General features: G+C 39.9%; 25 protein-coding genes. 7 read left to right on the forward strand and 18 right to left on the reverse strand.

The genetic code is table 11. The features are described from left to right. Window positions 1-17 precede the first annotated feature (17 nt). Together J2X77_RS03000 and J2X77_RS03005 are read right to left on the reverse strand one after the other, a co-directional pair. On the reverse strand, window positions 18-470 hold the full coding sequence (locus tag J2X77_RS03000) for a DUF5675 family protein (protein ID WP_310078922.1): 453 nt from the start codon (window positions 468-470) through the stop codon (window positions 18-20). 3 nt (window positions 471-473) lie between these two features. Beyond that, window positions 474-1,052, reverse strand: a complete 579-nt coding sequence (locus J2X77_RS03005; RefSeq protein WP_310078924.1) for a hypothetical protein — start codon at window positions 1,050-1,052, stop codon at window positions 474-476. A 78-nt stretch (window positions 1,053-1,130) separates the two neighbouring features. Between J2X77_RS03005 and J2X77_RS03010 the strand changes: the two genes are divergently transcribed. Next, window positions 1,131-1,310 (forward strand): hypothetical protein, encoded by a 180-nt coding sequence (locus tag J2X77_RS03010; RefSeq protein ID WP_209579325.1) that lies wholly within the window; start codon window positions 1,131-1,133, stop codon window positions 1,308-1,310. 93 nt (window positions 1,311-1,403) lie between these two features. Here J2X77_RS03010 and J2X77_RS03015 read toward each other — a convergent pair whose 3' ends face one another. The 4 genes from J2X77_RS03015 to J2X77_RS03030 all read right to left on the reverse strand — a co-directional run bounded on the left by J2X77_RS03015 (window position 1,404) and on the right by J2X77_RS03030 (window position 4,691). Continuing rightward, entirely contained in the window at window positions 1,404-1,682 is a 279-nt protein-coding gene (locus J2X77_RS03015) for a hypothetical protein (protein WP_115045852.1), read from the reverse strand. Window positions 1,683-1,756: 74 nt separating this feature from the next. After that, on the reverse strand, window positions 1,757-2,530 hold the full coding sequence (locus tag J2X77_RS03020) for a LytTR family DNA-binding domain-containing protein (RefSeq protein ID WP_209579324.1): 774 nt from the start codon (window positions 2,528-2,530) through the stop codon (window positions 1,757-1,759). A 26-nt stretch (window positions 2,531-2,556) separates the two neighbouring features. Further along, window positions 2,557-3,585 carry a hypothetical protein gene (locus J2X77_RS03025; protein WP_310078930.1) on the reverse strand — a complete coding sequence of 343 codons (1,029 nt, stop codon included), beginning with the start codon at window positions 3,583-3,585 and terminating at the stop codon, window positions 2,557-2,559. Window positions 3,586-3,743: 158 nt separating this feature from the next. Then, the gene (locus tag J2X77_RS03030; protein WP_310078932.1) at window positions 3,744-4,691 is read right to left on the reverse strand and encodes a hypothetical protein; all 948 of its coding nucleotides are present in this window, start codon (window positions 4,689-4,691) and stop codon (window positions 3,744-3,746) included. Between the two features lie 491 nt (window positions 4,692-5,182). On the opposite strand from J2X77_RS03030, the gene J2X77_RS03035 reads away from it, so the two are divergent. Together J2X77_RS03035 and J2X77_RS03040 are read left to right on the forward strand one after the other, a co-directional pair. After that, window positions 5,183-6,154: a helix-turn-helix domain-containing protein gene (locus tag J2X77_RS03035; protein WP_310078934.1), complete on the forward strand. Its 972-nt coding sequence runs from the start codon at window positions 5,183-5,185 to the stop codon at window positions 6,152-6,154. Between the two features lie 322 nt (window positions 6,155-6,476). Further along, entirely contained in the window at window positions 6,477-6,842 is a 366-nt protein-coding gene (locus J2X77_RS03040; protein WP_310078936.1) for a hypothetical protein, read from the forward strand. Between the two features lie 58 nt (window positions 6,843-6,900). Here the strand turns inward: J2X77_RS03040 and J2X77_RS03045 are convergent, their stop codons facing one another. The 4 genes from J2X77_RS03045 to J2X77_RS03060 are packed head-to-tail and all read right to left on the reverse strand — an operon-like array spanning window position 6,901 to window position 12,462. Beyond that, window positions 6,901-8,268 (reverse strand): RagB/SusD family nutrient uptake outer membrane protein, encoded by a 1,368-nt coding sequence (locus J2X77_RS03045; RefSeq protein WP_209579319.1) that lies wholly within the window; start codon window positions 8,266-8,268, stop codon window positions 6,901-6,903. 10 nt (window positions 8,269-8,278) lie between these two features. Beyond that, window positions 8,279-11,455 (reverse strand): SusC/RagA family TonB-linked outer membrane protein, encoded by a 3,177-nt coding sequence (locus tag J2X77_RS03050; RefSeq protein WP_310078938.1) that lies wholly within the window; start codon window positions 11,453-11,455, stop codon window positions 8,279-8,281. Then, complete coding sequence (locus J2X77_RS03055) at window positions 11,439-12,071, reverse strand: TlpA disulfide reductase family protein (RefSeq protein WP_310078940.1); 633 nt, start codon at window positions 12,069-12,071, stop codon at window positions 11,439-11,441. The genes J2X77_RS03050 and J2X77_RS03055 overlap by 17 nt, the downstream gene beginning before the upstream one ends. A gap of 10 nt (window positions 12,072-12,081) precedes the next feature. Then, window positions 12,082-12,462 carry a hypothetical protein gene (locus J2X77_RS03060; protein ID WP_310078942.1) on the reverse strand — a complete coding sequence of 127 codons (381 nt, stop codon included), beginning with the start codon at window positions 12,460-12,462 and terminating at the stop codon, window positions 12,082-12,084. A 984-nt stretch (window positions 12,463-13,446) separates the two neighbouring features. Between J2X77_RS03060 and J2X77_RS03065 the strand changes: the two genes are divergently transcribed. Continuing rightward, the gene (locus J2X77_RS03065; protein WP_310078943.1) at window positions 13,447-13,944 is read left to right on the forward strand and encodes a helix-turn-helix transcriptional regulator; all 498 of its coding nucleotides are present in this window, start codon (window positions 13,447-13,449) and stop codon (window positions 13,942-13,944) included. 111 nt (window positions 13,945-14,055) lie between these two features. Here J2X77_RS03065 and J2X77_RS03070 read toward each other — a convergent pair whose 3' ends face one another. The 3 genes from J2X77_RS03070 to J2X77_RS03080 all read right to left on the reverse strand — a co-directional run bounded on the left by J2X77_RS03070 (window position 14,056) and on the right by J2X77_RS03080 (window position 17,113). Continuing rightward, window positions 14,056-14,994 carry an Abi family protein gene (locus J2X77_RS03070; protein ID WP_310078945.1) on the reverse strand — a complete coding sequence of 313 codons (939 nt, stop codon included), beginning with the start codon at window positions 14,992-14,994 and terminating at the stop codon, window positions 14,056-14,058. 547 nt (window positions 14,995-15,541) lie between these two features. Continuing rightward, the gene (locus J2X77_RS03075) at window positions 15,542-16,498 is read right to left on the reverse strand and encodes a hypothetical protein (protein WP_310078947.1); all 957 of its coding nucleotides are present in this window, start codon (window positions 16,496-16,498) and stop codon (window positions 15,542-15,544) included. 399 nt (window positions 16,499-16,897) lie between these two features. After that, window positions 16,898-17,113: a Fic/DOC family N-terminal domain-containing protein gene (locus J2X77_RS03080; protein ID WP_307184246.1), complete on the reverse strand. Its 216-nt coding sequence runs from the start codon at window positions 17,111-17,113 to the stop codon at window positions 16,898-16,900. A gap of 363 nt (window positions 17,114-17,476) precedes the next feature. On the opposite strand from J2X77_RS03080, the gene J2X77_RS03085 reads away from it, so the two are divergent. After that, a complete protein-coding gene (locus tag J2X77_RS03085; RefSeq protein ID WP_310078950.1) occupies window positions 17,477-17,848 on the forward strand; it encodes a hypothetical protein in 372 nt (123 codons plus the stop codon). A gap of 102 nt (window positions 17,849-17,950) precedes the next feature. Further along, window positions 17,951-18,211 (forward strand): helix-turn-helix transcriptional regulator, encoded by a 261-nt coding sequence (locus J2X77_RS03090; RefSeq protein ID WP_310078951.1) that lies wholly within the window; start codon window positions 17,951-17,953, stop codon window positions 18,209-18,211. Window positions 18,212-18,352: 141 nt separating this feature from the next. Here the strand turns inward: J2X77_RS03090 and J2X77_RS03095 are convergent, their stop codons facing one another. Then, window positions 18,353-20,266 (reverse strand): nucleoside-diphosphate sugar epimerase/dehydratase, encoded by a 1,914-nt coding sequence (locus J2X77_RS03095; RefSeq protein WP_310078953.1) that lies wholly within the window; start codon window positions 20,264-20,266, stop codon window positions 18,353-18,355. Window positions 20,267-20,473: 207 nt separating this feature from the next. Between J2X77_RS03095 and J2X77_RS03100 the strand changes: the two genes are divergently transcribed. After that, window positions 20,474-21,574: a nucleotidyltransferase family protein gene (locus J2X77_RS03100; protein ID WP_310078955.1), complete on the forward strand. Its 1,101-nt coding sequence runs from the start codon at window positions 20,474-20,476 to the stop codon at window positions 21,572-21,574. A 49-nt stretch (window positions 21,575-21,623) separates the two neighbouring features. Here J2X77_RS03100 and J2X77_RS03105 read toward each other — a convergent pair whose 3' ends face one another. The 4 genes from J2X77_RS03105 to J2X77_RS03120 all read right to left on the reverse strand — a co-directional run bounded on the left by J2X77_RS03105 (window position 21,624) and on the right by J2X77_RS03120 (window position 25,884). Next, complete coding sequence (locus tag J2X77_RS03105) at window positions 21,624-22,586, reverse strand: sugar phosphate nucleotidyltransferase (protein WP_310078957.1); 963 nt, start codon at window positions 22,584-22,586, stop codon at window positions 21,624-21,626. Window positions 22,587-22,853: 267 nt separating this feature from the next. Further along, complete coding sequence (gene gldN / locus J2X77_RS03110) at window positions 22,854-23,837, reverse strand: gliding motility protein GldN (RefSeq protein WP_310078959.1); 984 nt, start codon at window positions 23,835-23,837, stop codon at window positions 22,854-22,856. A 31-nt stretch (window positions 23,838-23,868) separates the two neighbouring features. Next, on the reverse strand, window positions 23,869-25,164 hold the full coding sequence (locus J2X77_RS03115) for an SUMF1/EgtB/PvdO family nonheme iron enzyme (protein ID WP_310078960.1): 1,296 nt from the start codon (window positions 25,162-25,164) through the stop codon (window positions 23,869-23,871). 27 nt (window positions 25,165-25,191) lie between these two features. Then, window positions 25,192-25,884, reverse strand: a complete 693-nt coding sequence (locus J2X77_RS03120) for an outer membrane beta-barrel protein (protein ID WP_310078962.1) — start codon at window positions 25,882-25,884, stop codon at window positions 25,192-25,194. Window positions 25,885-25,952: the final 68 nt, after the last annotated feature.

Genomic DNA, 25,952 nt, shown 5'->3' on the forward strand with positions numbered 1-25,952 from the left:
CGTGTTCTTGGTCAGCCTTATCGCGAAAATTTATTCTCGATTTTTAAAGTGACCTGCCCAATTTTTACCCGTTCAATAATTGTCCTATACAACTGTTTATACGCTTCGGCCGATTGATATACCCCCCAGTCGTCATAACTTTTATGAAAATAGGTTCCAACCAGCAGGCAGCCTTCCGTATCGTCATGCGTATTGCCGATATGGATGTAAACGAGACTGAAATTGGGAATAGCCCTAATTTCGATCATACCTTCGTGCATATCCGGAAAACGCTTTTTGTAAGCGGTATTCATCCCGCCGTTCCTGTTGATCCCGAGTTTGTAGGTTCCCGCGGGAATAGCTGTCCGACCTTTTATCTTTACATCGCGCACGGTGTCCTCAAGACCATAACACTGGAAGGTTCCGTCGATGTAGAGTTCGGACAGGGTACTATTATTCCCCTGCCGAAAACGTTTTAGTGTCAGCTCCATACCTTACGGATTGCCATATACTAATTCATACGTATATTCATGCCCGGGCGTATCCGTCAGTGTAACCCGGTACTTCGCATTTTCGAAATTCGGATTATCGGTCTGCACCTGGTACATCCACGATATCCCTTGTCCGTCCATGTCCTGCGCCATCCCTACCTCCAGCTCCAAGTCATTTGAATCGAAAATTCCGACCTCTACTTTCACCACCTTCATCACATCCTTCACCATAAAAAAGATCTGATCCGTTTCGTTACCTTGATAACTACTATCGTCCCAACGACGAATCACCGGTGCCGTAAAGTAATCTTTAAAGGCTACATTATAGGCCGTCTGATTAATATTTGCCTTGGCCTGATAGGCCGCCTTTAGGTCAGGATCCTGTATCGCCGTACGGGCGTACAACGATGCATCAATAAAGCGATTCTGTACAGCAAGCTGTTTAATTGTGGGTGCTTTCTTATTTTGAAAAGTCGGTCTGCGGGCAATGATTGTCTGATTGCCACGTTGCCGGAATACGAGCATTTTGCCTACTGTCCCCGATGCTCCCTCCATGACGATATTACCTTTTGATTTTGCCATTACGTTTGTTTCTAAATGTTAAATAATCTGTCTAATGTCAAAACGAAGGGCGCCCATCATTGCCTTGACGATACAAATATGCACTCGAAATCAAGCGATGTCAATAGCGTCAAACAGATGCGGGGAAATACGGTTAAATCTGACGGAAAATGTTTAAAAACGGTTAAACAGATGAATCCAACGGTATGTGGCGGCGAGATGCCCCTGGCTTATGTTATCCTTGTGCTTAACAAGGGCTTAGAAAGGGTCATCGTTTAGTTGTTGTAGTATGTTTCTTGTGCGAGGCTAGGGTGAAGCACATAATTGCCCAGATCCGGTCCATATAAAATCCGGGCAATTAGATCTCCTTTGCTATTTCTGCTTTTTGGGGTTTGCCCTGATGTGAGCTGCAATCTCATTTTTAAAGTAATAATCTTTGCCGTCGAGATTGTAAATCGGGAGCTGGGCTTTGATTTGCCCCAATTTAGTATCCCGTATATGCAGCAATGCCTTAAGATCGGTATTATCCAATATTTCCACCGCGCTATCGGCCAGGTTTTGGCTTAAATGCTGCGCTTCCGTGGCGATTACCTGCACAGCCTGTACGAGCGCGCGTAATTCGGATCGAACTTCTTCAAAAAATTTTTCCATAATCTTTGTTTATTTGGACTATCATTCGGTTTATTAATTCAGTTTAATTCATCCCTCCCTACTTATCCGTCTGCTCATTCAAACACGTGCAGCTTCTGCCGAAGTTCCTTGATATAGCTACGGGTCACGGCAAACGAGCGCTGAGGACCCTCACTCATCACAATTTTATTCTTCAAAAAGGAAACAATAAAGTTCATATTGACTAGGGTCGATTGATCCACCTGAACAAATTCGGTTGCCGGTAGAAAATCGACAATTTCTTTTATGGTCTTTTTTGCCTTTCTCGGCACTGGTTTGCCAAACCCATCCAATCGCATATTTCTTTCGAAAAAAGCCAGTTCATTGTCCCCTTTCACTTTCTGCACGAAATAAATATCACTGAACTGTACTCTTTGACACATTTTATCAGACATTTCGATAAAGGCAAATTCAGGTTGTGGCCTAAACGTGAGATTGATCGGAACAGCCAAACGTCGAAAAGCATTTTCTAGCGCTCTACAGACCATCGCAAATGTAGCCGGTTTGGGCATAAAGTCCGCCGCATCCAAACGATAAGAGCGCAGCGAAAACGCTTCATGCTCCGTCACAAATACGACCTCGGGTCTTCTCTTCGCATCAATAGACTCATAAAGATCCATTCCATTGAGCACAATATCCTCAGCGCTCCGATTCAGCACAATATCCATAAAGAGTACATCATACTTGCCTGAGTGGATTTTTCGCAACGCATCTTTTTTATTATCCGCCACATCAATTAGCAGATCCAAATCTGTTTTTTCTAAAAGAGCTTTTAGTTTCTCAGCATCAGGTCGAAAATCTTCAACGATAAGAATAGGGATTATTGGCATACGCTATTATTTTTTAAAATACTCCGTTAAATCGCTTTCCGGTAGTTGTGGAGCAGCGTTAGCTGGACACTGAAAATGGAATGTTGTTCCCGATATTCAATCCGATAGGCTCCGGGCAATACCGCAGCAAATAGTTCCCGAAGCAACTTATTGCCCTCCCCTGTATGCCCTTCCGAGCGCTTTCCGCAGACATGATTGATCATCTGGAAATGCAACTGACCATTTACCCGGGTCCATTCCATGATAATTTGGCCCTGTGTTCCCGGCGGACTGTAGTTCAGCGCATTTTCAAACCACGAGAGCATCGATGCAGCAATGATAGAGCGGCTCCAATCGGTCGCAAGGAGCACTTCTTCCCCTTTAAATAGCATGAGGCGGTCCGTAAAACACGAGGCCATCACCTTGAGCTGCTTCCATTCTTCAGCAATAGCTACTTTGACTTTTCGGTTTGCTGTCACTGCGATGATATATCGGAATAGTTCCAGTGTATCGTTTCGGTTCAGCAATTTATTCTGCTGCGCGATCTTGATCCATTCTTTCACAAAGTGCTTAGAAAGACGTCCTGCCAGCCTGCCGACCTCCAATTCCATTGTGAGCAATTGAAATCTTAGCCGAAAGGAACAATATTTATAAACGATATGTACAAGCAAGGCTGTTTCCAGTGCCAATAAATTGCCTATCGCTATACGATCATGAAATTTCATCAAATGGTAATCGGTCAGTTTACCGATAAAAGAAATACTATGCGCTGGGAGCCATGAATAGGTATAATAGACCCAAAAGTCCATACTCAGGTAGTACCAACCACCAGTCAACAAGACCACGAGCAGCTTGCCATATAAACCGCTCATTTGGAATACTTTTATGGCAAGCCAATAGAGCGTAAATGAAAACAGGTAGGGTCCGGTCAAGGCCAATAGATGTCGCATGGTCAATCGATGCCATACATGAATATTCATTTTGAGCAGCAGCAGCACCAAGAATCCTGTTCCGATAAAAAATAAGATGTATCTACGCGTGAAAAACTGGGTTATTTTGGTCCGTCTATCTTCCATGATATCCTCTTTAAAATGTTGGCGAAATTATTTTTCCCCTATAATTAATGTACTTTGAACACTTAAATTACAAAAAACAAAACATAAATAATAAATTAATTAAAAATAATATTTCGCTAAAAGGAAACATAATCCTTATCAAGAAATTATACAGCACCTCATTTACTTGATTTTATACTTTTTACCCTTTCAGCAAATTTCTCGTTTTTTAATTCGAAAAATTCCCGGTTTTTCACGTCGAAAAAGAAAGCACGCTCTTGTACATATATAGGCATTACCCACCTCAGTGCATCTTGTAAAACGACCGTTCTATCCTCAAAATCCGGATGATAAATATGAATCAAGGGCCAGTTTTCCCATGCCGTCCAATCCTTCATAACGATCCTAGTGATCACCTTGTTTAATTGTCCCTTAAACCTCTTCATAAACCCGTTGGGTTGCTCCCCTCTTTTACAGCGCAGCCTTTTTGAAAAAGCCAGATTCCACAGGCCATTGTTCACATTTTTTTCCATCAGCAGAAAAGAGAGGGGAATATGAAACCGGAAGGCAAGCTCGGCGATACTCGCGTGGAAATACAGTCTACTAGCTGCAACGGGGACCTTTAACAGGGCCCGGGGCTCTTTGACAGCCAAGCGATTTGCCCCTTCGTCCGCGTCAAGGTATACCAAGACCAAACGCTTTTCATTTAGGGCCGAAAGTATATTTTTGAGCACTGTACGTCTTGAAGCATCGATATAGCGTAGGCTGTCTGCTTCGAGATTGTTATACAGCAGCAGCTGTTCAGTCTCTTTTTGTTCCTCTTTAATAATATTAGGCGAAGCGAGTACAGTAATTTTATAGCCTGCCGCAAGCAGATAGCGCGGTATCAGACGGTATGGGCCATAATGGAAAGAGATGACAATCCCGGTAAGATCAGTTGGAAGCCTTTCAAGACACGTGGCATCCAGCATTTGGTCCAGGTGGACGGGGTGCAGCATCTTGGCAAAAGACTGTCGGTAAGCGCTCCATCTCAGGTAATTCAGTTCAAGATCTTCGACAGTAAATTCCGGAAAAAAATTCCATACGTTGGCAAACCAAAACGGTTTGGTCAATTGGTTATTGTTCATTTAAATTGTGGTTAAAAAAAAATTTAGGTTCTTGTTCAATCAGTCAACAGCATCAGCATTTTTCATCGTCAACGACATCCCCCATTTCCGGAAATAGCTGCATCATCTGAGACAAAATCAACCCTACATTGACGATCTGATCACTTGTCTGCATGTTCTCGTTCATGTTGATTTGAATTAAATACCGGCCTGCAACGATACGGGTCAGGCCACTCCCGCTGGCTGTGTATCCACTAAAATTGTATAAGCTAACGATCAAATGTGGCTGAAATCCTTCAAAAAAAGAAAAAGAATGATAGGTTACAAAAAAAGAAAGCAAATTGACAGTGATGTCATAAAGAACACGAGAACAGGTCAGATATCCCTAATTTGGTGCATGATTTCCTCAGAAATACGTCATATATCATTTTTTTAGCTACTTCTCAAACCTCGATATTACTTTTATAAACATGGATTGAGCCCTTTATAAAACCTGATTGACCGTATATCCAATGATCAAAACTTTTGATTTTATATTGCCCAAGGTGGCCCAATTTACCAGGCAAGTAAAAGCCTTTTCACCTAAGTTGCCCGATTCCCATCTACAGCGCTATGAGGATGCGAACATCCAATTGATAGAAGAATACATTGATTATCATAGCGTCATATTTTATCGCGTGCAGGCTCAGGTGCAAAGAACATTTCATTTGTCCGTGCAAACCAATAAACCCGATTATCATCTGCTGTATAATAGACATTCCGTTTCGACCATTAAAATAGAACATGCAGCAAATAATAGTCACCTGCAACTGCCTGCTGGATATGACACTTATGCCTACATTCCCAAAGGGAAGATGCAAACGCTTCTGGTGCAGGGAGAATATTTGATCTACGGTGTTCTGGTCGATATAGGATATATCCGGTCAGCCATATTTAAAGAAGACCATTTTCTATTCAAATTCAGTACAGCACATCTCCGCGACAAGAAACGACTCTATCAAAGTGCCGCATGGCCAATCAAAGAAAAGACAAGCTATCAGCTATCTAGAATTGAAGAGCATTTTTTCAATTATCACAAAGACAATGAAGCTATGGCTGTAAAACTTATCTATGACCTATTTGATATCGCCATCTACAAAAATTTTGAACACTATGAAAAGATAGATCCCGATCAGTTCCTGGCCGAAAGGGCCAAGAGAATGATTAGGGATCAGGTAACGCAGACTTTTAGCACTTGTTCCATACAGGTTATTGCCGACCAGCTACAGATTGACATTAGTAAATTGGATAAGTTGTACAAAACCGTCTATGGTGAGACTCCCAGACAGACCTGGAACACGCTTATAATTCAAAAAGCAAAAGATCTACTTCTTGCAGGGCATTCGGTCAAGGAAGTTTCAAACTATTGCGGCTACGGGTCCCAGCAGAATTTTTCAGCTTTTTTTCGGAAACAGACGGGCATCTGTCCTAGCGCTTATAAATAAACATCCCTATCCATCCCCCATATTCGGCATTCGCCCCTGAAATTAGACCTCTCGTCCCAAAAATGAGCGCTACCATTCATTAATAGAAATACAACCCTTAAAGAAGAGACGGGGCGCCATCGCACAAAAAATCATACAACGAGCGCCCCAAAAGTCATACATCTTAAGCTGATCACTGCAGTAACTTTGGTATAAGACAACAGAAAACAACTCCACGGCCGATCCAGGAGGATAATAAGGATAAGCAAAAGTATAACCATATAAAAACAAAAACATGAGAACATTAGTAAAAAGATTCATCAGCACCATGAGTATTGGTGTGATGGCGTTAGGAATTTCATTCAGCGCGAATGCGCAAAGTATTAAAAGTGAAAAAGAAGTTAAAGGAGAGAAAGAAGTAAATACAGTAGCGGCGAATCAGGTGTGGTCATACCATGGCACATCCTCAGACTCTCCTACGGATCCCAGCAAATACAGCCTGGGACCAAGTGATGAATGCGGAACACTAAGCGAGACCATCTGCCAGATCAATGCACCTGCAAATCCATCAAATCCATCACAACCCGATATGACGGCGCTGGTTACCCCGCCGGGATCATCGACCCCAACAACGATCGCCCTTCGCATCAGCACTGCCAACAGTAGTAAAACACCGAATGAAACTGTCACTGATTTCAGGCCGTTTTAATTCAAGCTATAGCTCAAAGAAATTAGCGAGGGAACTATCCTTCGCTATTTTCTTACGATTATTCCATATTGGTCATATTTTTAACCTCAGCTGGAATATTAAAAATGTAACCGCTGCTATTGGGCAAGAGTTTGAATTGTTCAGTATTACCGTCAACGGTCACCTCACGGACAATTTCCTTTTTAAAACGTTCGTCTTTATTCAACCGTCTCAAATCCGACCACCTTAGCCCTCTACGAACCAACTCTTTACGCCGCTCCCTAATTATTATTTTCAACAAAGCTTCTGAGTTAGTTTCTGTTACAGGCACAAAGAATTGCTTCTCAATCCGATTTTGCAACAGATAATTTAACTGTTCCAATGCGCTGGTAACATTTCCCAATCGTGCGTTACATTCAGCGGCATTTAATAATACTTCAGAAGTCGTCATACCTACAAAAAAGAGCCCTGCCCCCGTTCCCATATACTGCCCTTTAAATGTAGAGAAGCCATCTGTTCCTTTTTTATAGTTTGCCCGAAGTCGCAAGTCATGCGCTTCATATAGTTGAAGTAAATCCATTGTCAAGTACGACCCTCGACTCCCAATAAACATGGTCGAGCCGTTTGAGTATGCAAAAAATAACGTTTCAGCATTCATCGCTGGATAAGGATAAGCTGCATCGACATTCATTGTATTGAGATCCATCAAAGTCTTATAACTGCCCAATACCTTATCCGCATAATTTTTTGCTTGCACATAATCTTCCATCGCCAAATACACGCGTGAAAGTGCAGCAAAGGCTGAAATCCGGTTGGGTCTTGTCAGTATACCCAGTTCATGTGGCAGCAAGTCACTCGCTTGTTCCAAATCTTCAATAACCGAACCATAACATTCCCCAACTGTTGACCGCTTGGTTTTGTCATTGATATCAGCAGTCAACTTGAGCGGTATGCCAGCCCCATTATTATCACCTTTCTGATCAAAAGGCGCAGCATATAGCTGCAAAAGAGTAAAATGCATCAATGCCCGATGAAAAAGCGCCTGTCCTTTGATGTTAGAAGGATCAAGTCCTTTCAAAATTTTAATATCAGGAAGTCCATCCAGCACCGTATTTGTTACAGCAATAGCCTTATACGCGTTGCGCCACACAACCATGTTTTCAATTGTTCCATAGAGCGCCGGATTTTGAAATGTATACACCTGTTGTTCAAAATTGTAAAGCCTATTGTAACCCGCATCCGAAACGAAAAAATCATCTGTACAAGCTTCGAGCAAAAAAGGGTAACTCCCCAAATTGAGCTGATTACCTGCATCAAGAAGTGCCTGCATATCCTCCAATGTGGATGGCACTGTGCTTGTTTTATTTGTTTTATCCTCTAGAAATTTAGTACAGGAAGCCATACAAAATAGGCTTACTATGAGTAGTTTGTAAATATATTGTTTCATGACACAAGTATTAAAAATTAATATTCCCACCAACTGAAATTACGCGCGGAGCAGGCAAATCCAAATAATCAGGATCGAGATTTTCCTTATTTTTTCGCCAGATCAATCCCACGTTATTTGCTCCAATGTAAAGTTGGCCTTTGATCTTTTTGTCGTTTAGGCCAAAGTTGTAGCCGAGTCTAATATTTTGCATCCTAATGAGATCACCTTTGACGATATTATTGGAAGAATGCTGATAAAAAAGATCGCGATAACTATCGTTGGGGTATTGCATCGATGGAACTGCTGTCGCCAATTCGTCCCCCGGTTGCTGCCATCTTTTAGCAAAATCAGCATGCCCATCCCAGGAGTCAAATAGACTACCATAGACAATGGATTTCTTCTTAAAATAGTGGCCAAGTTTAAAGAGTAGACTAAAATCTAGGTAAAACTTGCCATAACCTATGGTATTATTCCATGCTCCGTATATTGGAGGTAAGGCAGTGCCATGATAATTTAGGTATTGCAGTGAATCTGTCGTCAGCGCCTGATAATCTTTCGATATTTCGCTATTTTTATATCCCCTCGGATCGCCATTGACGGGATCCAGCCCAGCGGATTTATAAGAGAAAACTGGGTACAGAGATTTACCCAATAACGGCATAAGCGTCCTCCCACCATCCAGATACAGGTTTGTCGCTCCGATTGTCCCTCTATAATCAGTCACTTTATTTTTGCTATAGGAAAAATTAATGGAAGATTGCCAATAACCTTTTCCGAACCTACCGCTTGATGCGAGCGTTAAATCAATGCCATGCGTTGCTATTTGACCTACATTTTTTGTCAACAGCGAATAACCCGAAGTCGGATCTAAGGGATCATCAGAAAGCAGGTCAAAAGACTTCTTCCGATAATAATCTAGATTAGCCATTAATTTTCCACCATAGATTGAAAAGTCCATTCCGAAATTTAAGGTACGTACCGTTTCCCATTTGAGTCCCGGGTTTGGCGGGCTTCCAATCAGAGCATAAGGCAAATTGCTGTAATTTGAATTACCGACGTAGCCGATCACAGTTTTATTGAGTGCCCCATAAGGTTGTACACCACCGTAACCGAAGGTTGACCGCATTTTAAGATGATCTATCCAATCGGTCTCTTTCATAAATTTTTCCTTTGCTATCTGCCAAGAAAGTCCTGCCGACCATAGTGGATTCCACTGGCTGTTGACATTCGTCCCGAAGGAATTCGCGGCATCCTTTCGCGCAGAAAAATAAAGCCCATATTTCCCCTTATATTCGTATAAGCCATTAAAATATATGGAAACGGTTCTCGACAATGTTCCTGCATACGAATCCAAGGGCGTCACAAACCCGTAGCCGAGCCCACCGTAGAGCTGATAGATAGTATTATAATCCATGCTTTTGCGGCTGAGAACTTCGGCATTGTAACCATAAGATCCCGAAGAGCGCTGGTCGGCATTTCTGGTATAAAGCTCTGTACCGATCAGTGCATTCAAAACATGGTCGCCCCCAAAAGACTTGTTAAAGCTCACTTGTACCCTTCCACGATGCGATTGCATCTCATTGTCAGTATTGCGCAATATAGCTCCAAATGGAAAATCGTACAACTTTGCCCCATTGACAATTCGCGTATACTTATTGATCAAATCCCGCACCTCAAAAGAATTCTCTCCCGAAAGCGATTCTGATTTGGTATTACTATGCTCATAACCATATATCAAATCGGCCTTTAAGAACGGGAGGATGTCATAATGCAAGTTAAAATTTAAATAAAGATGCCTATTCCAGGCCTTGTAAGTCGACTTATCCCGATCCGCTAAAGGTCGGTAGTTCCAGTCCAATAGACCGTCAGCATTTGCCTTTTCGAGAAAAGATGAATTATAAAATCTCGGAATCGACAGGAAGTTTTCTTCCGCATCAGCCAATGAAGCATAAGGGTATAACGTATTTCTTCCACCACCGGGCACCATAGGATAACGTGGCGTTGAAGAGAAAATTCGGTCTCGACCATTGATCAGGGAAAGCGTGTTCTCTATGGATAACTTTTGCCCCAATTGCCAGCTGTTTACGGCCCGCAAGGTTAACCGGTCATTATTTGCCCCTTTCGTATCACCTTTACCACGATCATAGCCAACCGAATAGCGGTTTCTATTGGTTGCATTACTTGTGGAAATATCCAAAAAGTACTGCTGATTGACCGTAGCTTGATAAACATATTTCATCAGGTCATTTCGATAATCGTTACCTTCTAGCGCTGTCAATCGCGTATTCAGATCAATATCCGACAAGCGCCCCCCCTTATTGGCATACAACATATCCACAACAGGCGAAAATATCGTCGTCTGATTGTAGGCGCTATTGTATGCATCATCGTAATACTTATTATCAAAGAGAAAACGCTCCACATCGATAAAATCCTTACTATTGATCACTTTGTTATAGAATAGGTCAGGCTTGCTGCTGACCATTGTTGTTGTTGTGAAATTGATAGTAGGCTTACCGCCCACCTTTCCCTTTTTGGTGGTCACGACGATCACTCCATTTCCTGCTCGAGATCCCCATATACTGGAAGCTGCCGCATCCTTCAATACGGAGACAGATTCCACATCATTAGGATTAAGATCGTCCAACGTACCATCGTAAGGGAAATTATCGACCACGATGAGGGGCTGAGCCGCTATTTCAGAAAAGGTGTTTATCCCCCGTATATTTAACACCGATTTTCCGCTCCTTCTATCAAACTGCAGTCCGGAAACTTTACCTTCTATACGGTCCAAGATCCCTCTGCTCGGGATTTTATTGAAGTCTTTATTCGATACCACTCCGAAGCTACCCGTGGACCGTTCTTTCGGCATAATTTGATATCCCGTGTTCACCTGAACTTCATTCAGTTTATTTTCTTTAGTCTGCATCGAAATTATCAAGTTTGCACTATAACTATTCCAGCTGACCTTTTGGGTTTCAAAGCCGATTGCTGAGACGGAGACCGTAAGTGGAGTAACTATACTGCTTATTTCAAACTTACCCAATGAATCCGTTCGATAAATTGATGTAGAACCCACCAATTTAATATTCGCATCAGCAATTGGATGCATCTTCTGGTCGATAACCTTCCCACTGTACCTACCCTGAGCAAATAAAGTAAAGCAACAAAGAGTTGCCAAGATGGAGCTAATTATTCGTGTCATAGCGATAATAATTTTTTAGAAAGGAGTTAACAGATGCCCGACCAATCAATCTTTTTAGTGTTATTGCCGCTATTCTTTCATTGGCATCTACCCAAACATAAAATGGGTATACATCGTGCGGAAACAGCTTAATTAAATAATCATCAGCGTATATTGAGGTAAGGTCATTTGTTCGAAGGATATCATTAGGCATATTATGTATCCGTTGATAAGTATCTTTTTCACCGTAGGAGTTTACTAACAAAATATTTAATTCATTCCCGAACTGCTTTTGTAGCTCGACTAAGTCTGGAAAAGCAGCTATACAGGCGCCACAGGTAGTAGACCAAAAGTCAAGAATAAAAGATTTGCCTTTGTACTTAGATAGTTCTAAGGATGCTGTATCCCCTTGATTATAGATTTTCACTTTTCGGGACCAGAAATCTTGAGGTAATTTATTTCCGACGAGCACCGGCTCCACGGTATCAGACCCATTGGCCCCGCTGTCCTTGCGGGGCGTCTGAGCAGATAAACTAAACATAGAAACTAAAAATAGTATCAATAAAATCAATACTTTTATTGTAAATCTGAATATTTCCCTATCAAACAGGGAAATCTGTAAAATTCTATTTTTCATAATATAGTCGTTAAGGTTGTTGAGATATTCTATCGAAAAAATCATAGATGATATTTCTTATTCCCATTTCCTTTTCCTGTTCTTCAGGAATTTTAAAAAGAGAAAACTTGTGGTCATCAATCTTTATTTTATGATAATGAACTTGAAAATAAGCGATTAACAAACGTAACATATCCAGAAAAAAAGCATACTTTTTGCTTTTCTCAAATACATTGAACACCTCTGTGTTCTGTAAAAACCCCTGCATCACATCCTCTATATTATCATGGCACATATTGATATGGTAGCTTGCCCAAAACTCATTTATAACGTCGAGAGGATCATACCCTTTATCATTAAGTTCGTAGAATGCAATCTCGATCGGCAACAAAGGGATATTTACTTTTTCCATATCAATTTAGCCTTTATAATAAATAATGCGGTTGTGATAGCCGACAAGCAAAATGCTATTCCCGTGATTAGCCCAGAATTAGGCAAGATCTCTCCTGCCCTAAAAAAATATTTCATTTTTCAAGAGTTAATGGAGTGGTTTAAGGCCGAGGTATTCCTGTCCGATCGGAATCAGCAATTTCATCCCAGGGTCTGACCTGAGCCACTCCGATAAATAAATAGAACTATTAATAGGTCTTCAGATGCGGTGCAGGACAATTACACGTGATTTGATAGAGACGATACCGCATCCGTTGGAAAAATGAAAAACCGACCTTTGTTATAGAAAATCTATATCTATTTTTTCTAAAACTTTGCATCTGACTTGCGAATTCCGTACTTTTAAAGTGCGAGTTTAATAGAATGGAGGATCAGGCAATTGTCGTGCATTGATCTTGAAAAAATTAGGTCGGCAAAATCAACAACATTGTGCCAATAAGAACGGCTTTTTGGGCCTTTCTTAATGAGCATTTTAATACTATAGGTATTGCGTGTTGTTGGTTTTAAGCTCTTTGATACTACTCTGGTGGAGAGTATTTGTTCTTGATAAGCAGGATTACTGCATGTTGCCGAAGCTGATCCTTGATCTGCCGTGATTTTGTTGTGGTTAATGACTCTTTTTGTCTCATAATTTAATAGTTGGGTTATCAACAAGAGTCTCGTGGGGTGTAGAGTTCAATCTCTAAAATATAGAAGAGGAAGGCCCACTATTTTCCACCGTCATCGTGGCACGACCAAGCACCATAGCACAGTTTCCAATAGGGGACCTTCCCCTTTTTTGTAAAAATACAAAAAATGAGGGGATCAGGAAACCCTACGTCTTGTGCTTCTGAATTTTGGTCGTTTTCGATGACAAGACTCAATCATTTTATTGATCTAAACAAAGATACAAAACAAAAACAAAAACAACAACAAACGTTGCACTTTTTAAACAACAAAAATCATAATGACTGAACATCTCGATTCCACAGATTTTAAAAATAAATTAGAAAGGATTCTAATAGAAGAAAATAAAAATAATGAACTATCGAATGTTAAGGGTCGCATTGATTCAATAATAGGTGATCGAAAATTTGTTACGGGGCGAGCCTTTTATACAGTCGCACAAATTGTTAATATAGAGATTGAAAGCCTCTGCAATAACGTATTTAAAGATAATAAATTTAATTTAGTGATTGATTTTTCAACAGCCAAGACTAAATTACAAGCATTTATTATGATTTATGCAAATTCAAACAATCATATCTCTCGAGCATCAGGAATAGAGAAATCTAGGTTTAGTAGACTTCAAAATGGAGAGGTTCAAGAAATATATGCTGATGAAGTATATGCTCTAGCCAAATCATTCAACATATCACCTAGCTTACTTTTCGAATATTTGTATGGGGAAAACAAAGAATTGTTGTTAAAGCTGGAACTAATAGATCCTAACAAAGAAAAATAACTTAGATAATTTCAAAACCTTTTGATATTAAATTATTTATTACTAAATTAGGTATGCCGGTTTAAGTAAAACCAACTTCTAGCTAAGCCTCCTCACCTACGTCTGGAGGCTTTATTTTTTTATCCGCCAAGGAGCCTGATCCTTCCAATTTGGAGGAAAACCTAAATTTCTTTCATCCATTGCATGCGATTCAATAAGAGTTTCAAGTTTATCAACAAAAGAATTATGAGGATTAAAAGTCAACAATAATTGATTTATAGCTATTATGGCACCATAAATATTACTATTAGAGGCTTCAGGAATCTCACCATCGATCTTATGATCCCTCCGTGAAGGAAAAATCAATTTGTTTGCAGTAAATTTTCTATTCCATAATCTAGAATGATGAGCACAAACATTGCGTACATCGTTCAGAAAAAGTAACCAATTAACAAGGGTTTTCCCAGAGGGTAGTTTAAATGCTGTAGCAATCGAATTTTTAGTATTGTCATTTTTAAGACAAGTATATAATTTAATTAACTTACCAAATGATAATGTTTCAAAATACATATTTTCAGGAGGGTAAGTTTCATCCGTATATTTTAACTTAAATGCTTTCAAAAATTGCTCTTTTGGCTTCTCAAAATCCGTAATTACTGACTCTAAAACATAGGAATGATAGGTTAAAACTTCACTTCCATCATCTCTCAAATCTTTTCTATCCAGAAAATTCCCCGGATGCACGGACCAGTAAAAACCCTTGAGTTCAGAATATGCATTAAGTATGCGTGTTCTTAGACACACTTCAACGCGTTCCAAATACTCCAGGAATATGCATCTTAGCTTTTTGTCGAAAGTATATAAATTTATAATATCACTAAATGTAGTTCCTTCATAAAATTTCGATGCGTTGCCCTTATCTTGAAGATGGAACATATAGCCGCTTAGACGATAATAACTAACGCTTCCCAAATACCTTTTTGCTCTATCGGTATCATCAATAGTTAATCCACGATCAATTAATATCTTTAAATGCTCATCTATAGTACAAGCTTTCTTGGTGTATTTCATAAAATTAGGCAAAAAAAAACCTCGCAAGATGCGCTTGAGACAGAGGCGTGCGAGGGTATAACGAAACAAATATACTAACAAAGCAATATATTCCAAAAAATATAAAAATAATTTTAACAACATTGCTTTCAAAGCCTTTCAGCTAAGTATTCCAGCTAGACTCAAGGCTAATAAACTTTTCAATTACTTTTACGGCGATGGCCCACGCCCAATGATTGGCATTATTTCTTCCAAGTAAACGCTGTCTCTGATATTACATATTAAGCAGAAAAGCCTTTACAAGCTTTGATTTTTACATATTTATCCTTAAATTAGTCTTGCCGGTTAAAGTATAACCAACTTCTAGCTAAGCCTCCTGAGTTACATTTGGAGGCTTTATTATAAGTGATAAGATTTTCTCATAATATATTTAGTTTTAAAGGACACTCCTCTCACATCCCTTGAGGAAAGGAGAGCTTTTTTAAGACTCCGCAGTTTAAAATGAAAAAAGCCACTCCCTTTCGGAAATGGCTTAAAATAAATATCTATAAACTTTAAAAGTATTTGATTACAGCTTTTCGATCTCTTCGATAGAAAGACCGGTTCCTTTAGCAATATCACCAATAGGTAAACCCATTTTCTTAAACTCCAGTGCAATGGCAATAGCTTCTTCCCGCTTTCCTTTTTCAATGCCAGTCTTAAGACCTTTTTCAATGCCAGTTTTAAGACCTTTTTCAATGCCTTTTTGAATTCCCTTTTTTTCAGCTTTATCTAATAAATATTCTTGAGTGCCCATAGTATCGCTCCTTCCTATTTTTGTTTCTATTTCTTTTTCAAATATACCCAAAACTTCCTCATTATCAAAACTTACGTAGTAAGTTAGGAAATCATATAACCCTTGTCGCGTATCCTTATCCATCTCCCGGTTTATCATTTCATCATAAAGATCGTGTTTAATCGCTTTCAGGCCTTCGTCGCTTATTTTCTTGTTCTTGATAGCCAAAAGAGCAGTAAGAACAATTACAGAAAATGGATTCTTATTTGATCGCAATACCGACTCTTGCTGATCCATGATCTTGTAACTGTTAAAATCATAGCGCAATGACGTGCCCATAAATTCTTGCCTATATACCTCCGGCCGATAGCGTCCATTTTCATCGGCCAGAATAGCTATAGCCGTAATAGGAACTTTATAACGATCCCATATTCTATAAAAATAACGAAACATGCGCTCGGCCAAATCACCATTTCCTTTGCTGCTCTGTATCTCCACATGGCAGAGCACAAACTGTTCGCTCCCATCATTTAAATAGACTTTGACGAGCTTATCGACATAACGAACTCCCTTACCGTTACTTTCCGGAGGGAATAATTGCTCAAACTCTTTGTCAAGATAATCAAAGGGTCTATTCAAATCAAAAACAGCATCTGCATCCGGAAAAATAAATCGTAGAAAATGCGAAAATGTTTGCTCCAAAATAGATTTCCACAAGGGATCATCTATACGCCTTCTTCTTGGACTCATAATTATTTATCAACTGGTTAACAGCACAAAGATAGGAATTATCAACACAAAATACTAATATAGTTAGCATTATTTTAGCTATTTTCAATAACATGAACCGCTAGATGTAATCATTCATAATATAGTTAGTATTTAAAATTGGCTTCCCTTTATAATCGGTAAAAGAGGATTATTGTTGATCTTTAAAATGAAAAGCCACTCCCTTCCGGAAATGGCTCAAAATAAATATCTATAAACTTTAAAAGTATTTGATTACAGTTTTTCGATTTCTTCGATCGAAAGCCCGGTTCCTTTAGCAATATCAGCAATAGGTAAACCCATTTTCTTAAACTCCAGTGCAATGGCAATAGCTTCTTCCCGCTTTCCTTTCTGAATTCTTTTTTTAATTTGAGAATTGCATCAAATGTTGCAATTCCATTCTTTGCAGTTTCTATGATGCCTACCAGAAAAAACTTCAACCATTGCTTGGTTCATTGCATCAATATAATAATGAACTTCTACCCAATCGTCTCTACGTTCAACTACTAAATCTTCTTTATCTAAAAAAGCATCTTCTATATTAGTTTGTGTACCTTCAATCTTACTACTTTGTGTTGCTTCCTTAGCCACATACATGCTAATAATGCCATAGAAAGGATTGAGATTGCACTAAGAACTAAACGCTAATCATAACGCCTAAATTAAGTACTCTTTGGTCTCAAAAAGGAAGATGGTATTAAAAAGAATACTGGTTAACAAAATAAATAATCAAGCATATAATAACTCTCAGTTATTATAACTATCTTTAAAATTATTCTTAGATTATAAATTACCGTACTTGCTCATCCAGATCCGGATCCGGAGTGTCCTATCGACGATACCTGGTTCGTGGTTACTATGCACACGATTTATGTCAAACCCAAAAAGGTGGTGGCTAAACAAGGCTGTGAGCAAATTGAGGTATTTATTTCCAATTTAAAACGCGCAGTTCCTAAACATATGAAAAAGAAGCTTGAAAAGAAAAATAGTATTAATAAAAAGAAACGAGAGCAGTTTAAAAAAGAAAATGAATTTGTCTTATTTGTCGCTACAAAAACCAATTATTTCTTCCGGCCACGGACAATTTATCAAATGGCTGCGGACTTTTCGAAGGAATATAGTTTCGAAATTACAGCTGAACGGATTAACTCCATTTTAAGAAAGATCGTTGTTGACGGCATTTTAAAGGCGCACAAAGTTCCCTATCGTTACGGATTTGGTTATAAGCATGTATTATTTAGGACTTTCGTATATTATCATCCTCATCTCGATTGGAATGAACATCCTGACCTAATAGCGGGCTATAATTGGATGCCAACCTATATTTTCTAGCTATTTGCTTGCGGTTTTTCCGATCAGCGTCAGAGGTATTGCTTTTTGAGCTGTACAGCGTCAAAGCTATTTTTTATAAGTTAACGATAAATTATTTTTTTCATGAAAAACATAGGGAAGACAATTAGATTACTTCGGATACAGCAAGGCTGGGAACAAGTAAAATTTGCCAAAAAATTGAACTTATCTAATCCCGCTGTTTCAAAGATCGAAACAGGCTTTACCACGATTACGCTCTCTCATTTACACCAGATTGCAAGCGTATTTAATTTGACAACTGCACAGTTATTAGCTCAACATAACACAGGTACCGCAAACGAAAGAGATGAGTGTGCTGAAATTTTAAAAAATACGACAACGTGAAGAAGAAATCAAGCAAATTCAGACGAAGATTATACAACTCTATGAGGAACTATACAAAAAAGATACTGTTTAAATACCAGCTGCACTAAATGCTGTTATAGCTGAAATTTGTCGCATTAAAGCCATTCCTTTTCGGAATGGCTATTTGTCCAGCGTTTCAAAAACAGAATTCTGAGAACGGTATTCCGGCACGATATCTTTCACCAGCTGCACCAATTTCATTTTATCAGTATTCGGATCGGCGGTTTTTGCCAGCGCACACAATTGCTCTACTCTCGCCTTTTGCACATCCAAATCGGGTGTATTCACCTTTGCGATCATGATCTTCTCGTGATAGGTCTTCTCGGTGTTTTCGCCATTCGCCAGCAGCTCCTCAAAAATTTTCTCTCCCGGGCGCAGACCGACGAACTTAATATCAATATCTTCAGGGTAGTTGTAGCCCTTTAAACGAATCATCTGTTTGGCGAGATCTATGATCTTGACCGGCTCACCCATATCAAAAACAAATATTTCCCCACCTTTACCCATTACTGCAGCTTCCTGTACCAATTGACAAGCTTCGGGTATGGTCATAAAATAGCGGGTAATATTTGGATCGGTAATGGTGAGTGGCCCTCCTTTGAGCATCTGCTTTTCAAATAGCGGGATGACCGAACCATTAGACCCCAATACATTGCCAAAGCGTGTCACGATAAAGTTCGTTTTGGAGTTGCTATTGACGGTGGATATCGCAATTTCAGCGACACGTTTTGTTGCTCCCATCACATTTGTCGGATTCACGGCTTTATCCGTAGACACCATCACAAATTTAGATACCCCATACTTGTCCGCCAATTGTGCCACATTATAAGACCCCCATACATTCGTTAAAATTGATTCGTAAGGATTGGCCTCCATCAGCGGAACATGCTTATATGCTGCAGCATGAAAGACGTAAGTCGGTCCGTAAACCTGGAACAAAGTTTCCATAAATAGCGCATCCCTGACATTACCTACCATAAACAGGCACCGATCAAAATTTGCCGACGCGCTCAGTTCCTGCTGAATATCATACAGCGCAGATTCTGCCTGGTCCACCACGATCAGCTGTTTGAGATCCGTATGTGCAAGCTGTCGCACCAGTTCACCACCAATTGAACCCGCACCGCCCGTTACCAATACAATTTGATCCTTCATCTCTGCCGCAATGGACGGGTTGTTCAGATCAATGGCTTTTCGCCCCAGTAGATCTTCGATGCGCAGACTACGTATTTGTCTTGTCGCTACTTCGCCAGCCAACAGACGAGCCGTGTCTGGTATAATCTTAACAACCAAAGGAATCGGCTCAGCCAGTTTAAATACCTTATTTAATCTTTCAGGCGCTCTATTGTCTATCGCAACAATAAGCTCAGCTGCATTTCCATGCCGATTGACAAATTCCTTATTCAATTTATTGATATCGTGGATTCTAAATCCTTGGATACGGCTGCCAATGCGATGCGGATTATCGTCCATAATGGCCACAATACGGTATTTGGTACGTGATGTTGTATGGATAAAGTGAAAGGTGGTATTGCCCATATTTCCGGCGCCAAAAAGGATTACGGGAATACGATTATCTTTACCTCCCCACATCAGCTCATGGTACAATGCCCGGTAAAGCACGCGGCTAAACGTCATTCCGAATCCCGCTATCAGTGCATGAAAAAGCAGCTGGGTATCAGAAAAAGGAAAGGCTTCATGCAAGAAAGAAGGCTGCGTCCACTCTAACAGCTTGCATACAAGGACAGAAGAAAAATAGCCCAGTCCGATCGCAAATACCATCCGTTGTAATTCTCGGAGGCCGGTTTTATGTATAACCCCCTTAAATGTTCCGAGCGCAAGAAAGCAGATCAGATAAATGGTAGAGACCAAAATGAGTTGTATGCGCAGCGCATCAGGCTCAACGCCACCCCTGTGTTTGAAGATGAGCACATAGCTGGCAAGAAAGGACACCACTACTATGATCATATCTATTAAAAGAATAACCCAACGTGGCTTGTTAATGGACAAGCCCTCCCTCCATAAATTACTCATTTAAAATCTATTAAAATTCCCTTCCGAGGTTCAAGTTTGCGTAAATGTACCAAAATAAAAGTGATGTTTTATGAAAAGATTTTGTCAATCTAGATCTCGCTAATTCGAGATTTAGTAGCTTTAAATTGCTTTTAATTATTACTAGTAATTCATTAAGTATAGCCTATAAATTATTATATTTGGAATAACCTCTATTTATAAAACCAAATGGACAATCAACTAAAGGATATTTTTTTTCAATTATTACGGATCGGTCTTTGGGGAGAAGGGAAACTTTCCCTCACCCAACTATTGTCCGATGAGGATTGGAATACTATCCTAAAATATGCGAATAATCACACGGTTGAAGGAATTATCTATGACAGTTTCGCATTTTTAAACGAAGATCAATTACCACCAGCTTCTTTACGTTTAAAATGGGCTGTCCGTGTGGACAAGATCGAACGTCATAATGCAAAGATGAATGCAGTGATTGCCGAACAGTTTTCGTTGTTTACGCAAAATGGTATCCGCCCAATTTTACAAAAAGGACAGGGTGTCGCATCCTATTACCGCATTCCTACGCATCGGATCAGTGGTGATATTGATTGGTGTTTTGAAGAAGATGATTATAGTAAAGCAAGAAATTACCTCAAGGAAAATCATCCTGATTTTGAGGATACAGCAGGCTTCAGTCTTCATTACTATTGGAAAAGTATTCACGTTGAGCATCACAAGAAAACATTTGATTTTAGAAGTCCATTAAAAAGCAGTTATCTAAAGAAACTTTTATCTCTATATAGAGATCGACAGCAAATAGTTATGATAAACAACGTAAATGTTCGTGTGCTGGCTCCAGAGCTTCAAATACTTCAGGTTAATATCCATATTTTAAAACATTTGATTACTTATGGGATTAGCTTGCGTCAGTTTTGCGATTCCGCGAGATTATATTATAGTGTGCTTCCCAGTATTGATGGTCAGGCATTGTATGCGATTTATAAGAAAACCGGGATGCTCAAGTGGACTCACTTGCTTCATAAATTGCTTGTCGAATATATTGGGCTTCCACAAACTGCCATTCCATTTCCTTATCCCAAAGACATCCGTGTCGATTGGATGCTAGATGAAGTATGGCACTCCGGAAATTTTGGGTTCAATGATGAAAGATTTAAGCAAGGGGAAAAATCAAAGTTTTTCTATCGACCAGATTCTGGTAAACGTCTTTGGGTAAATTTTAAAAGGTATCTTAAATATGCTCCACAGGAAGCTATCGCATTTCCCTTCGTTCAAGCATATTCCAAGTTTCTAGGAAAAGATAGTGATTAAAAAAGCGTCTCCGATGCAAAACTAGAACCAGAGACGCTACCATTTTGTATTAAAAGTCTAAATAAATACTTTCATCGACAACCTTCTTCTCCGGCCATAAGCGTTGCGGATAATCACCGCGCTCAATTAATTGATGGATACTTTGTTGCACCTGATCCTTATCTTCCTTATACGTCACACCAAACCACTTTGCATCGGTTGGAAGCACAGAAAAGTTCGCGATACCTTGCTTCACCATATAATCTGGCAAATCAGGAATAAAGAATTCCGCCTTCGGGTTATCATGATTTTGCTCCACAAAGTCAGGAAATAAGGCACGTGCAATTTCAAATATTTTAGGCGTAAATCCCCAAAAATTCATCGAAACCCGTGTATTGTCGGGTAATACAGTTTCTTCCTCTTCTTGCGCGTAGACAATAGCCTCATCTTTTCGATAAATGTTCGTTCTCTCCGTAACACTTTGTAAATGATTCGTAGCATTTACTTCACAGACACCCCTAGACACATACCCAAAGTCTGAGAGGGTATTTCCAACCTCAAATCCAACTAATGCCATTTCCGTATCATTCGCTTGATGCTGTAAAAAAGTAGCCATTTTCTGAAAGGCATCATAGCCGTAAAAATCATCAGCGTTGATCACACAGAACGGCCTATCCACTTCTTGCTCGGCACTCATTACAGCATGACCTGTTCCCCAAGGTTTTTGACGTTCGACAACGCGATCCACACCAAATTTTTTTAAGTCAAAATCCTGATAGGCGTAAGCAACTTCAACGGAGTCTGGGAGCTTATCCCCTACATTCGTTTTCATCACCTCCAAAAATTCCTCCCGAATCACAAAAACGACTTTCCCAAAGCCAGCCTTTATCGCATCATAAATTGAATAATCGATAATTTTTTCACCAAAGGGGCCAAAGCACTCTACCTGTTTTGCCGAACCATAGCGGCTGGCCATCCCGGCAGCCAAGATGACTAAAATTGGCTTCTTGGAATACATTTCATTTCTTAGCATGACGATTTGATCTTTCTGTTTGTTTGTTGTTTTAAATATCACTTTGTATACTACACGATGAACGTTATAATACACGATTATTTTATTTGTTTGTATTTGAAAATTTATAGGATAAATAGCAGCATAAAATAACAAAACATATGCCACTATATGTCCTTTCCCGTTAACAAACTATGAATAATTGATTAAAAAGGACCCTATAGGACCCTAAAATAGGGATGCCTCATCTTTTGTAAAGAGAGGCATCCCCAAAGAACCTTTTTATATTTACAGTTTCTCTTCTGTTGTTTTTCCTTCAGCCTTATTTCCTTCAAGCTCCTCCGCCTTTACACCTTTCGGATTGCTCCACAGTCTTTTCTTATAGGCATCCAGCTTCTCCTCCACTTTTTTACCGTCCAGCTGCTGGCCCCCATTTTCCGTATCTTTCAGATTTTGCAACATACCAGGCGATGATTCCCTCACGATTGTACTTGCAAATTTGTTCTGTACAAAGAAATCGTCCATGGTCATATCATACAGACCCTTATCCGGATCAGAAATATCGACCTGTATCAAACTATAACGCAATTGCGGGAAATACAACCAGAATGCCGGCGTTGCCCCCACAGATTCTGCTAATTCTGCTGAAGTAGTGATATTCATTAAGGGCGCTACTCCAATGATGCGTGTCTCCAAACGGCTGCGTTGTTTATCAAAGAAAATATCTTCCTTTATTCTAAATTTGGTTACGCGCGCAGGATCAAATTCATTCAGCGCCATTTTCGAATCAATCTGATTACCCTCGCCATCAAAAATTGGAACCAGCACGCTATCTGCAAAGCGAGCCATCCCTTCTTGAGCACTTAACCGCCCTTTAAACGAATCATCATCCGGACTGTAGAGGGATAATTTTCCTTTTTCAATGGCTTTCATAATCACTTCAATCAATGAGTTGCCCGGTACGGCCAATAGATTATTCTTTTCATCCTTAAGGTCAATATCGCGCCATACACGCTTGTAAAACCGGATATTCTTTTTATTTACCTCGGGGTACGCAAACGGTACTGCATCTTCCATACTATTGGCCTGGTAAAAGCCATCCGTTAGCGGAATGGTGTCTTGGATTACCTCTCCTGCAGGGATAGGCGTCGAGGTACCCGTTTGCAACATCCGCTGCTGCGCAGGTACAGTATCTATTGTGGTTTCTTGTTGCGCGAACAATGACCCAATTCCAAAAGCCATCGCCGCTATCAATACTATTTCTTTTTTCATCGTTATCGATATTTATATATAGAACAGCGAATTAATATTTACGTGTTTTACTTTGTACGGTTGGCATTTCAAAAGCCGACATCACACAACGGAAACCAATGTAAGAATGCGGTTCATAATCTACTGAGTAGTTTCGGGTTTCACTATTTAACTGTTCACCGTTATCTTTCCAAGATCCACCGCGCACCACCTTACGTTTCAGAGCATCGCCATCCTTTTCATCAGCATCATACAGTAGCGCCGGATTTAAGTCATTTACAAAAACAACTGCCGAAGGGCTATACGCATCTAGCGTCCACTCCGATACGTTACCAGCCATATTATACACACCAAATGCATTCGGCATATACGATTTCACCGGAAGCGTAAACGTGGCACCGTCACGCGAATACGTTCCCTCACCCTGTTTAAAATTGACCGCCAATTTCTTTTTACCCTCTGTTCCATCAATCGTCATGCGCGATCCCGCAATCGTATCTTGCGGATCCAACTTACCCGATGCCGCATATTGCCACTGCGCTTCTGTTGGCAGGCTCAAGCTCAGCTGATACCCATTAAGATAGGAATTTTTCAATACGGTAGCCGCCATCTCATTTGCGCGCCAGTCCGTAAATGCACGCGCCTGTCTCCAAGTAACCCCCACTACCGGATAATAATCAAAAGAGGGATGGGTAAAGTAATTTGCATCTAAGGACGCTAGTTGAGCATTCGGAAAATCTTTAGTCCAAATATCTTCAACCGGCATTACGGCCACAGTATCCGTTACATATTTCTTTTTTACATTCCCTTTCGATTGAAGGTAAGAGAAACGATATCTGATCATCTCTGGATTGAGTGCTCGTCTATTCCCCTGCATTTCAAGCATCGGAACGATACGCTCTTGGATAGCAGGATCGTTACTTTTCCAAATTGGGGATATCTTCTTTACTTTCGCCCAGTTGATCCGCTTTTGTCCCAGCTGTTCGCCTGCAATATCCAAAAAATATTGGTCATCTTTTAGATAATCGGTTACAGCAACCGAGTCTGCCACCCAGTTAACAAATTCACGGTATTGTTTATTCGTTACTTCCGCTTCATCTATAAAAAAGGCGCTCACACTTACATTTTTACCCACGTTGCCGCTATCCAACGATCCTTTGAACAAAATGGTTCCTGACGGAATGTAAACCATTCCAGGAGGGGGTGGTAATTTTCCGCCTTTAAAAGCATTTACTTTTGGCGCTTTATAAATCGCTGTATTCGATTTGCACGCTGTAAAACCTATTAATATAGCAAAAGAAAAAAGCGCGAGGAAACGATTCCCGTTATAACTTTTTAGTATGTTCATTATTATTTTATTTAGATTTAAACTGGCCTATTTACGATTGAACAATGCATATTTCACTCCCACAGAAACAAATCCATATTGATCATTATTTTTATTTATTATGCCGTCCAGGTTATCGTTAAATGTCAATGTATGCTGGTAATTCACATTAATTGCCCATTGCGGTCCGTATAATGTACGTCCGAAAGGAATATCGACCCCAACATTTAATGGGACCACAAAATGAATTTCACCTGCATCTTTGCTGATCTCTCCTCCTACCGACTCCAGATAATTGGCATAAAGCGTTGAAATATTTCTTGAGATTCGGTTTTTAACCAATCCAGCTCCCGCGCCTACATACACGTTTGAAAGGATACGAGACAGTGTGTTTGCCTGCAAGGTGTAATAGCTATAATTTTTTGCACCTTCCAAAAATTGACCCACGCGGATTTTTCCGTTGATGTTACCTGCAAAATAGCGATTTTTGAAATCGCTCTCGTAACCATTCCCTGCTAAAGTTCCTTTCTCGCCATGCAGCCCGACTGAAATAAATGGCGTGATCAAATAGTCCAATTCCCCATAAAAAGCGAATTTAGATTCTACATTACCTAAATCTGTCAAATTGATTGTTCCACCAGCACCTGCTCCAATGCTTACTGGCTTGGAGAATTGTGCAGAAACAGAACTGGATATAAGGCAACACACAGCAATAAAACTAAATAATAGAAGTTTTTTCATTTGGTTGAATGTATTAAGATATTAATAAGAACGGCCTAGCCTTTATAATAGTATCAAATAAAAAATCC

The sequence above is a fragment of the Sphingobacterium sp. 2149 genome (genome assembly GCF_031455655.1).
Classification (GTDB): Bacteria; Bacteroidota; Bacteroidia; order Sphingobacteriales; family Sphingobacteriaceae; genus Sphingobacterium.

Bases quoted from the DNA above. Each gene is read 5' to 3' on its own strand.
- J2X77_RS03035 (WP_310078934.1), top strand. From the start codon at position 5,183: ATGATCAAAACTTTTGATTTTATATTGCCCAAGGTGGCCCAATTTACC.
- J2X77_RS03050 (WP_310078938.1), bottom strand. From the start codon at position 11,455: ATGACACGAATAATTAGCTCCATCTTGGCAACTCTTTGTTGCTTTACT.
- J2X77_RS03095 (WP_310078953.1), bottom strand. From the start codon at position 20,266: ATGAGTAATTTATGGAGGGAGGGCTTGTCCATTAACAAGCCACGTTGG.
- J2X77_RS03005 (WP_310078924.1), bottom strand. From the start codon at position 1,052: ATGGCAAAATCAAAAGGTAATATCGTCATGGAGGGAGCATCGGGGACA.
- J2X77_RS03105 (WP_310078957.1), bottom strand. From the start codon at position 22,586: ATGCTAAGAAATGAAATGTATTCCAAGAAGCCAATTTTAGTCATCTTG.
- J2X77_RS03055 (WP_310078940.1), bottom strand. From the start codon at position 12,071: ATGAAAAATAGAATTTTACAGATTTCCCTGTTTGATAGGGAAATATTC.
- J2X77_RS03040 (WP_310078936.1), top strand. From the start codon at position 6,477: ATGGCGTTAGGAATTTCATTCAGCGCGAATGCGCAAAGTATTAAAAGT.
- J2X77_RS03000 (WP_310078922.1), bottom strand. From the start codon at position 470: ATGGAGCTGACACTAAAACGTTTTCGGCAGGGGAATAATAGTACCCTG.
- J2X77_RS03025 (WP_310078930.1), bottom strand. From the start codon at position 3,585: ATGGAAGATAGACGGACCAAAATAACCCAGTTTTTCACGCGTAGATAC.
- J2X77_RS03065 (WP_310078943.1), top strand. From the start codon at position 13,447: ATGACTGAACATCTCGATTCCACAGATTTTAAAAATAAATTAGAAAGG.
- J2X77_RS03080 (WP_307184246.1), bottom strand. From the start codon at position 17,113: ATGTATGTGGCTAAGGAAGCAACACAAAGTAGTAAGATTGAAGGTACA.
- J2X77_RS03070 (WP_310078945.1), bottom strand. From the start codon at position 14,994: ATGAAATACACCAAGAAAGCTTGTACTATAGATGAGCATTTAAAGATA.
- J2X77_RS03075 (WP_310078947.1), bottom strand. From the start codon at position 16,498: ATGAGTCCAAGAAGAAGGCGTATAGATGATCCCTTGTGGAAATCTATT.
- J2X77_RS03045 (WP_209579319.1), bottom strand. From the start codon at position 8,268: ATGAAACAATATATTTACAAACTACTCATAGTAAGCCTATTTTGTATG.
- J2X77_RS03100 (WP_310078955.1), top strand. From the start codon at position 20,474: ATGGACAATCAACTAAAGGATATTTTTTTTCAATTATTACGGATCGGT.
- J2X77_RS03015 (WP_115045852.1), bottom strand. From the start codon at position 1,682: ATGGAAAAATTTTTTGAAGAAGTTCGATCCGAATTACGCGCGCTCGTA.
- J2X77_RS03090 (WP_310078951.1), top strand. From the start codon at position 17,951: ATGAAAAACATAGGGAAGACAATTAGATTACTTCGGATACAGCAAGGC.
- J2X77_RS03060 (WP_310078942.1), bottom strand. From the start codon at position 12,462: ATGGAAAAAGTAAATATCCCTTTGTTGCCGATCGAGATTGCATTCTAC.
- J2X77_RS03120 (WP_310078962.1), bottom strand. From the start codon at position 25,884: ATGAAAAAACTTCTATTATTTAGTTTTATTGCTGTGTGTTGCCTTATA.
- J2X77_RS03010 (WP_209579325.1), top strand. From the start codon at position 1,131: ATGCACTCGAAATCAAGCGATGTCAATAGCGTCAAACAGATGCGGGGA.
- J2X77_RS03020 (WP_209579324.1), bottom strand. From the start codon at position 2,530: ATGCCAATAATCCCTATTCTTATCGTTGAAGATTTTCGACCTGATGCT.
- J2X77_RS03115 (WP_310078960.1), bottom strand. From the start codon at position 25,164: ATGAACATACTAAAAAGTTATAACGGGAATCGTTTCCTCGCGCTTTTT.
- gldN (WP_310078959.1), bottom strand. From the start codon at position 23,837: ATGAAAAAAGAAATAGTATTGATAGCGGCGATGGCTTTTGGAATTGGG.
- J2X77_RS03030 (WP_310078932.1), bottom strand. From the start codon at position 4,691: ATGAACAATAACCAATTGACCAAACCGTTTTGGTTTGCCAACGTATGG.
- J2X77_RS03085 (WP_310078950.1), top strand. From the start codon at position 17,477: ATGAAAAAGAAGCTTGAAAAGAAAAATAGTATTAATAAAAAGAAACGA.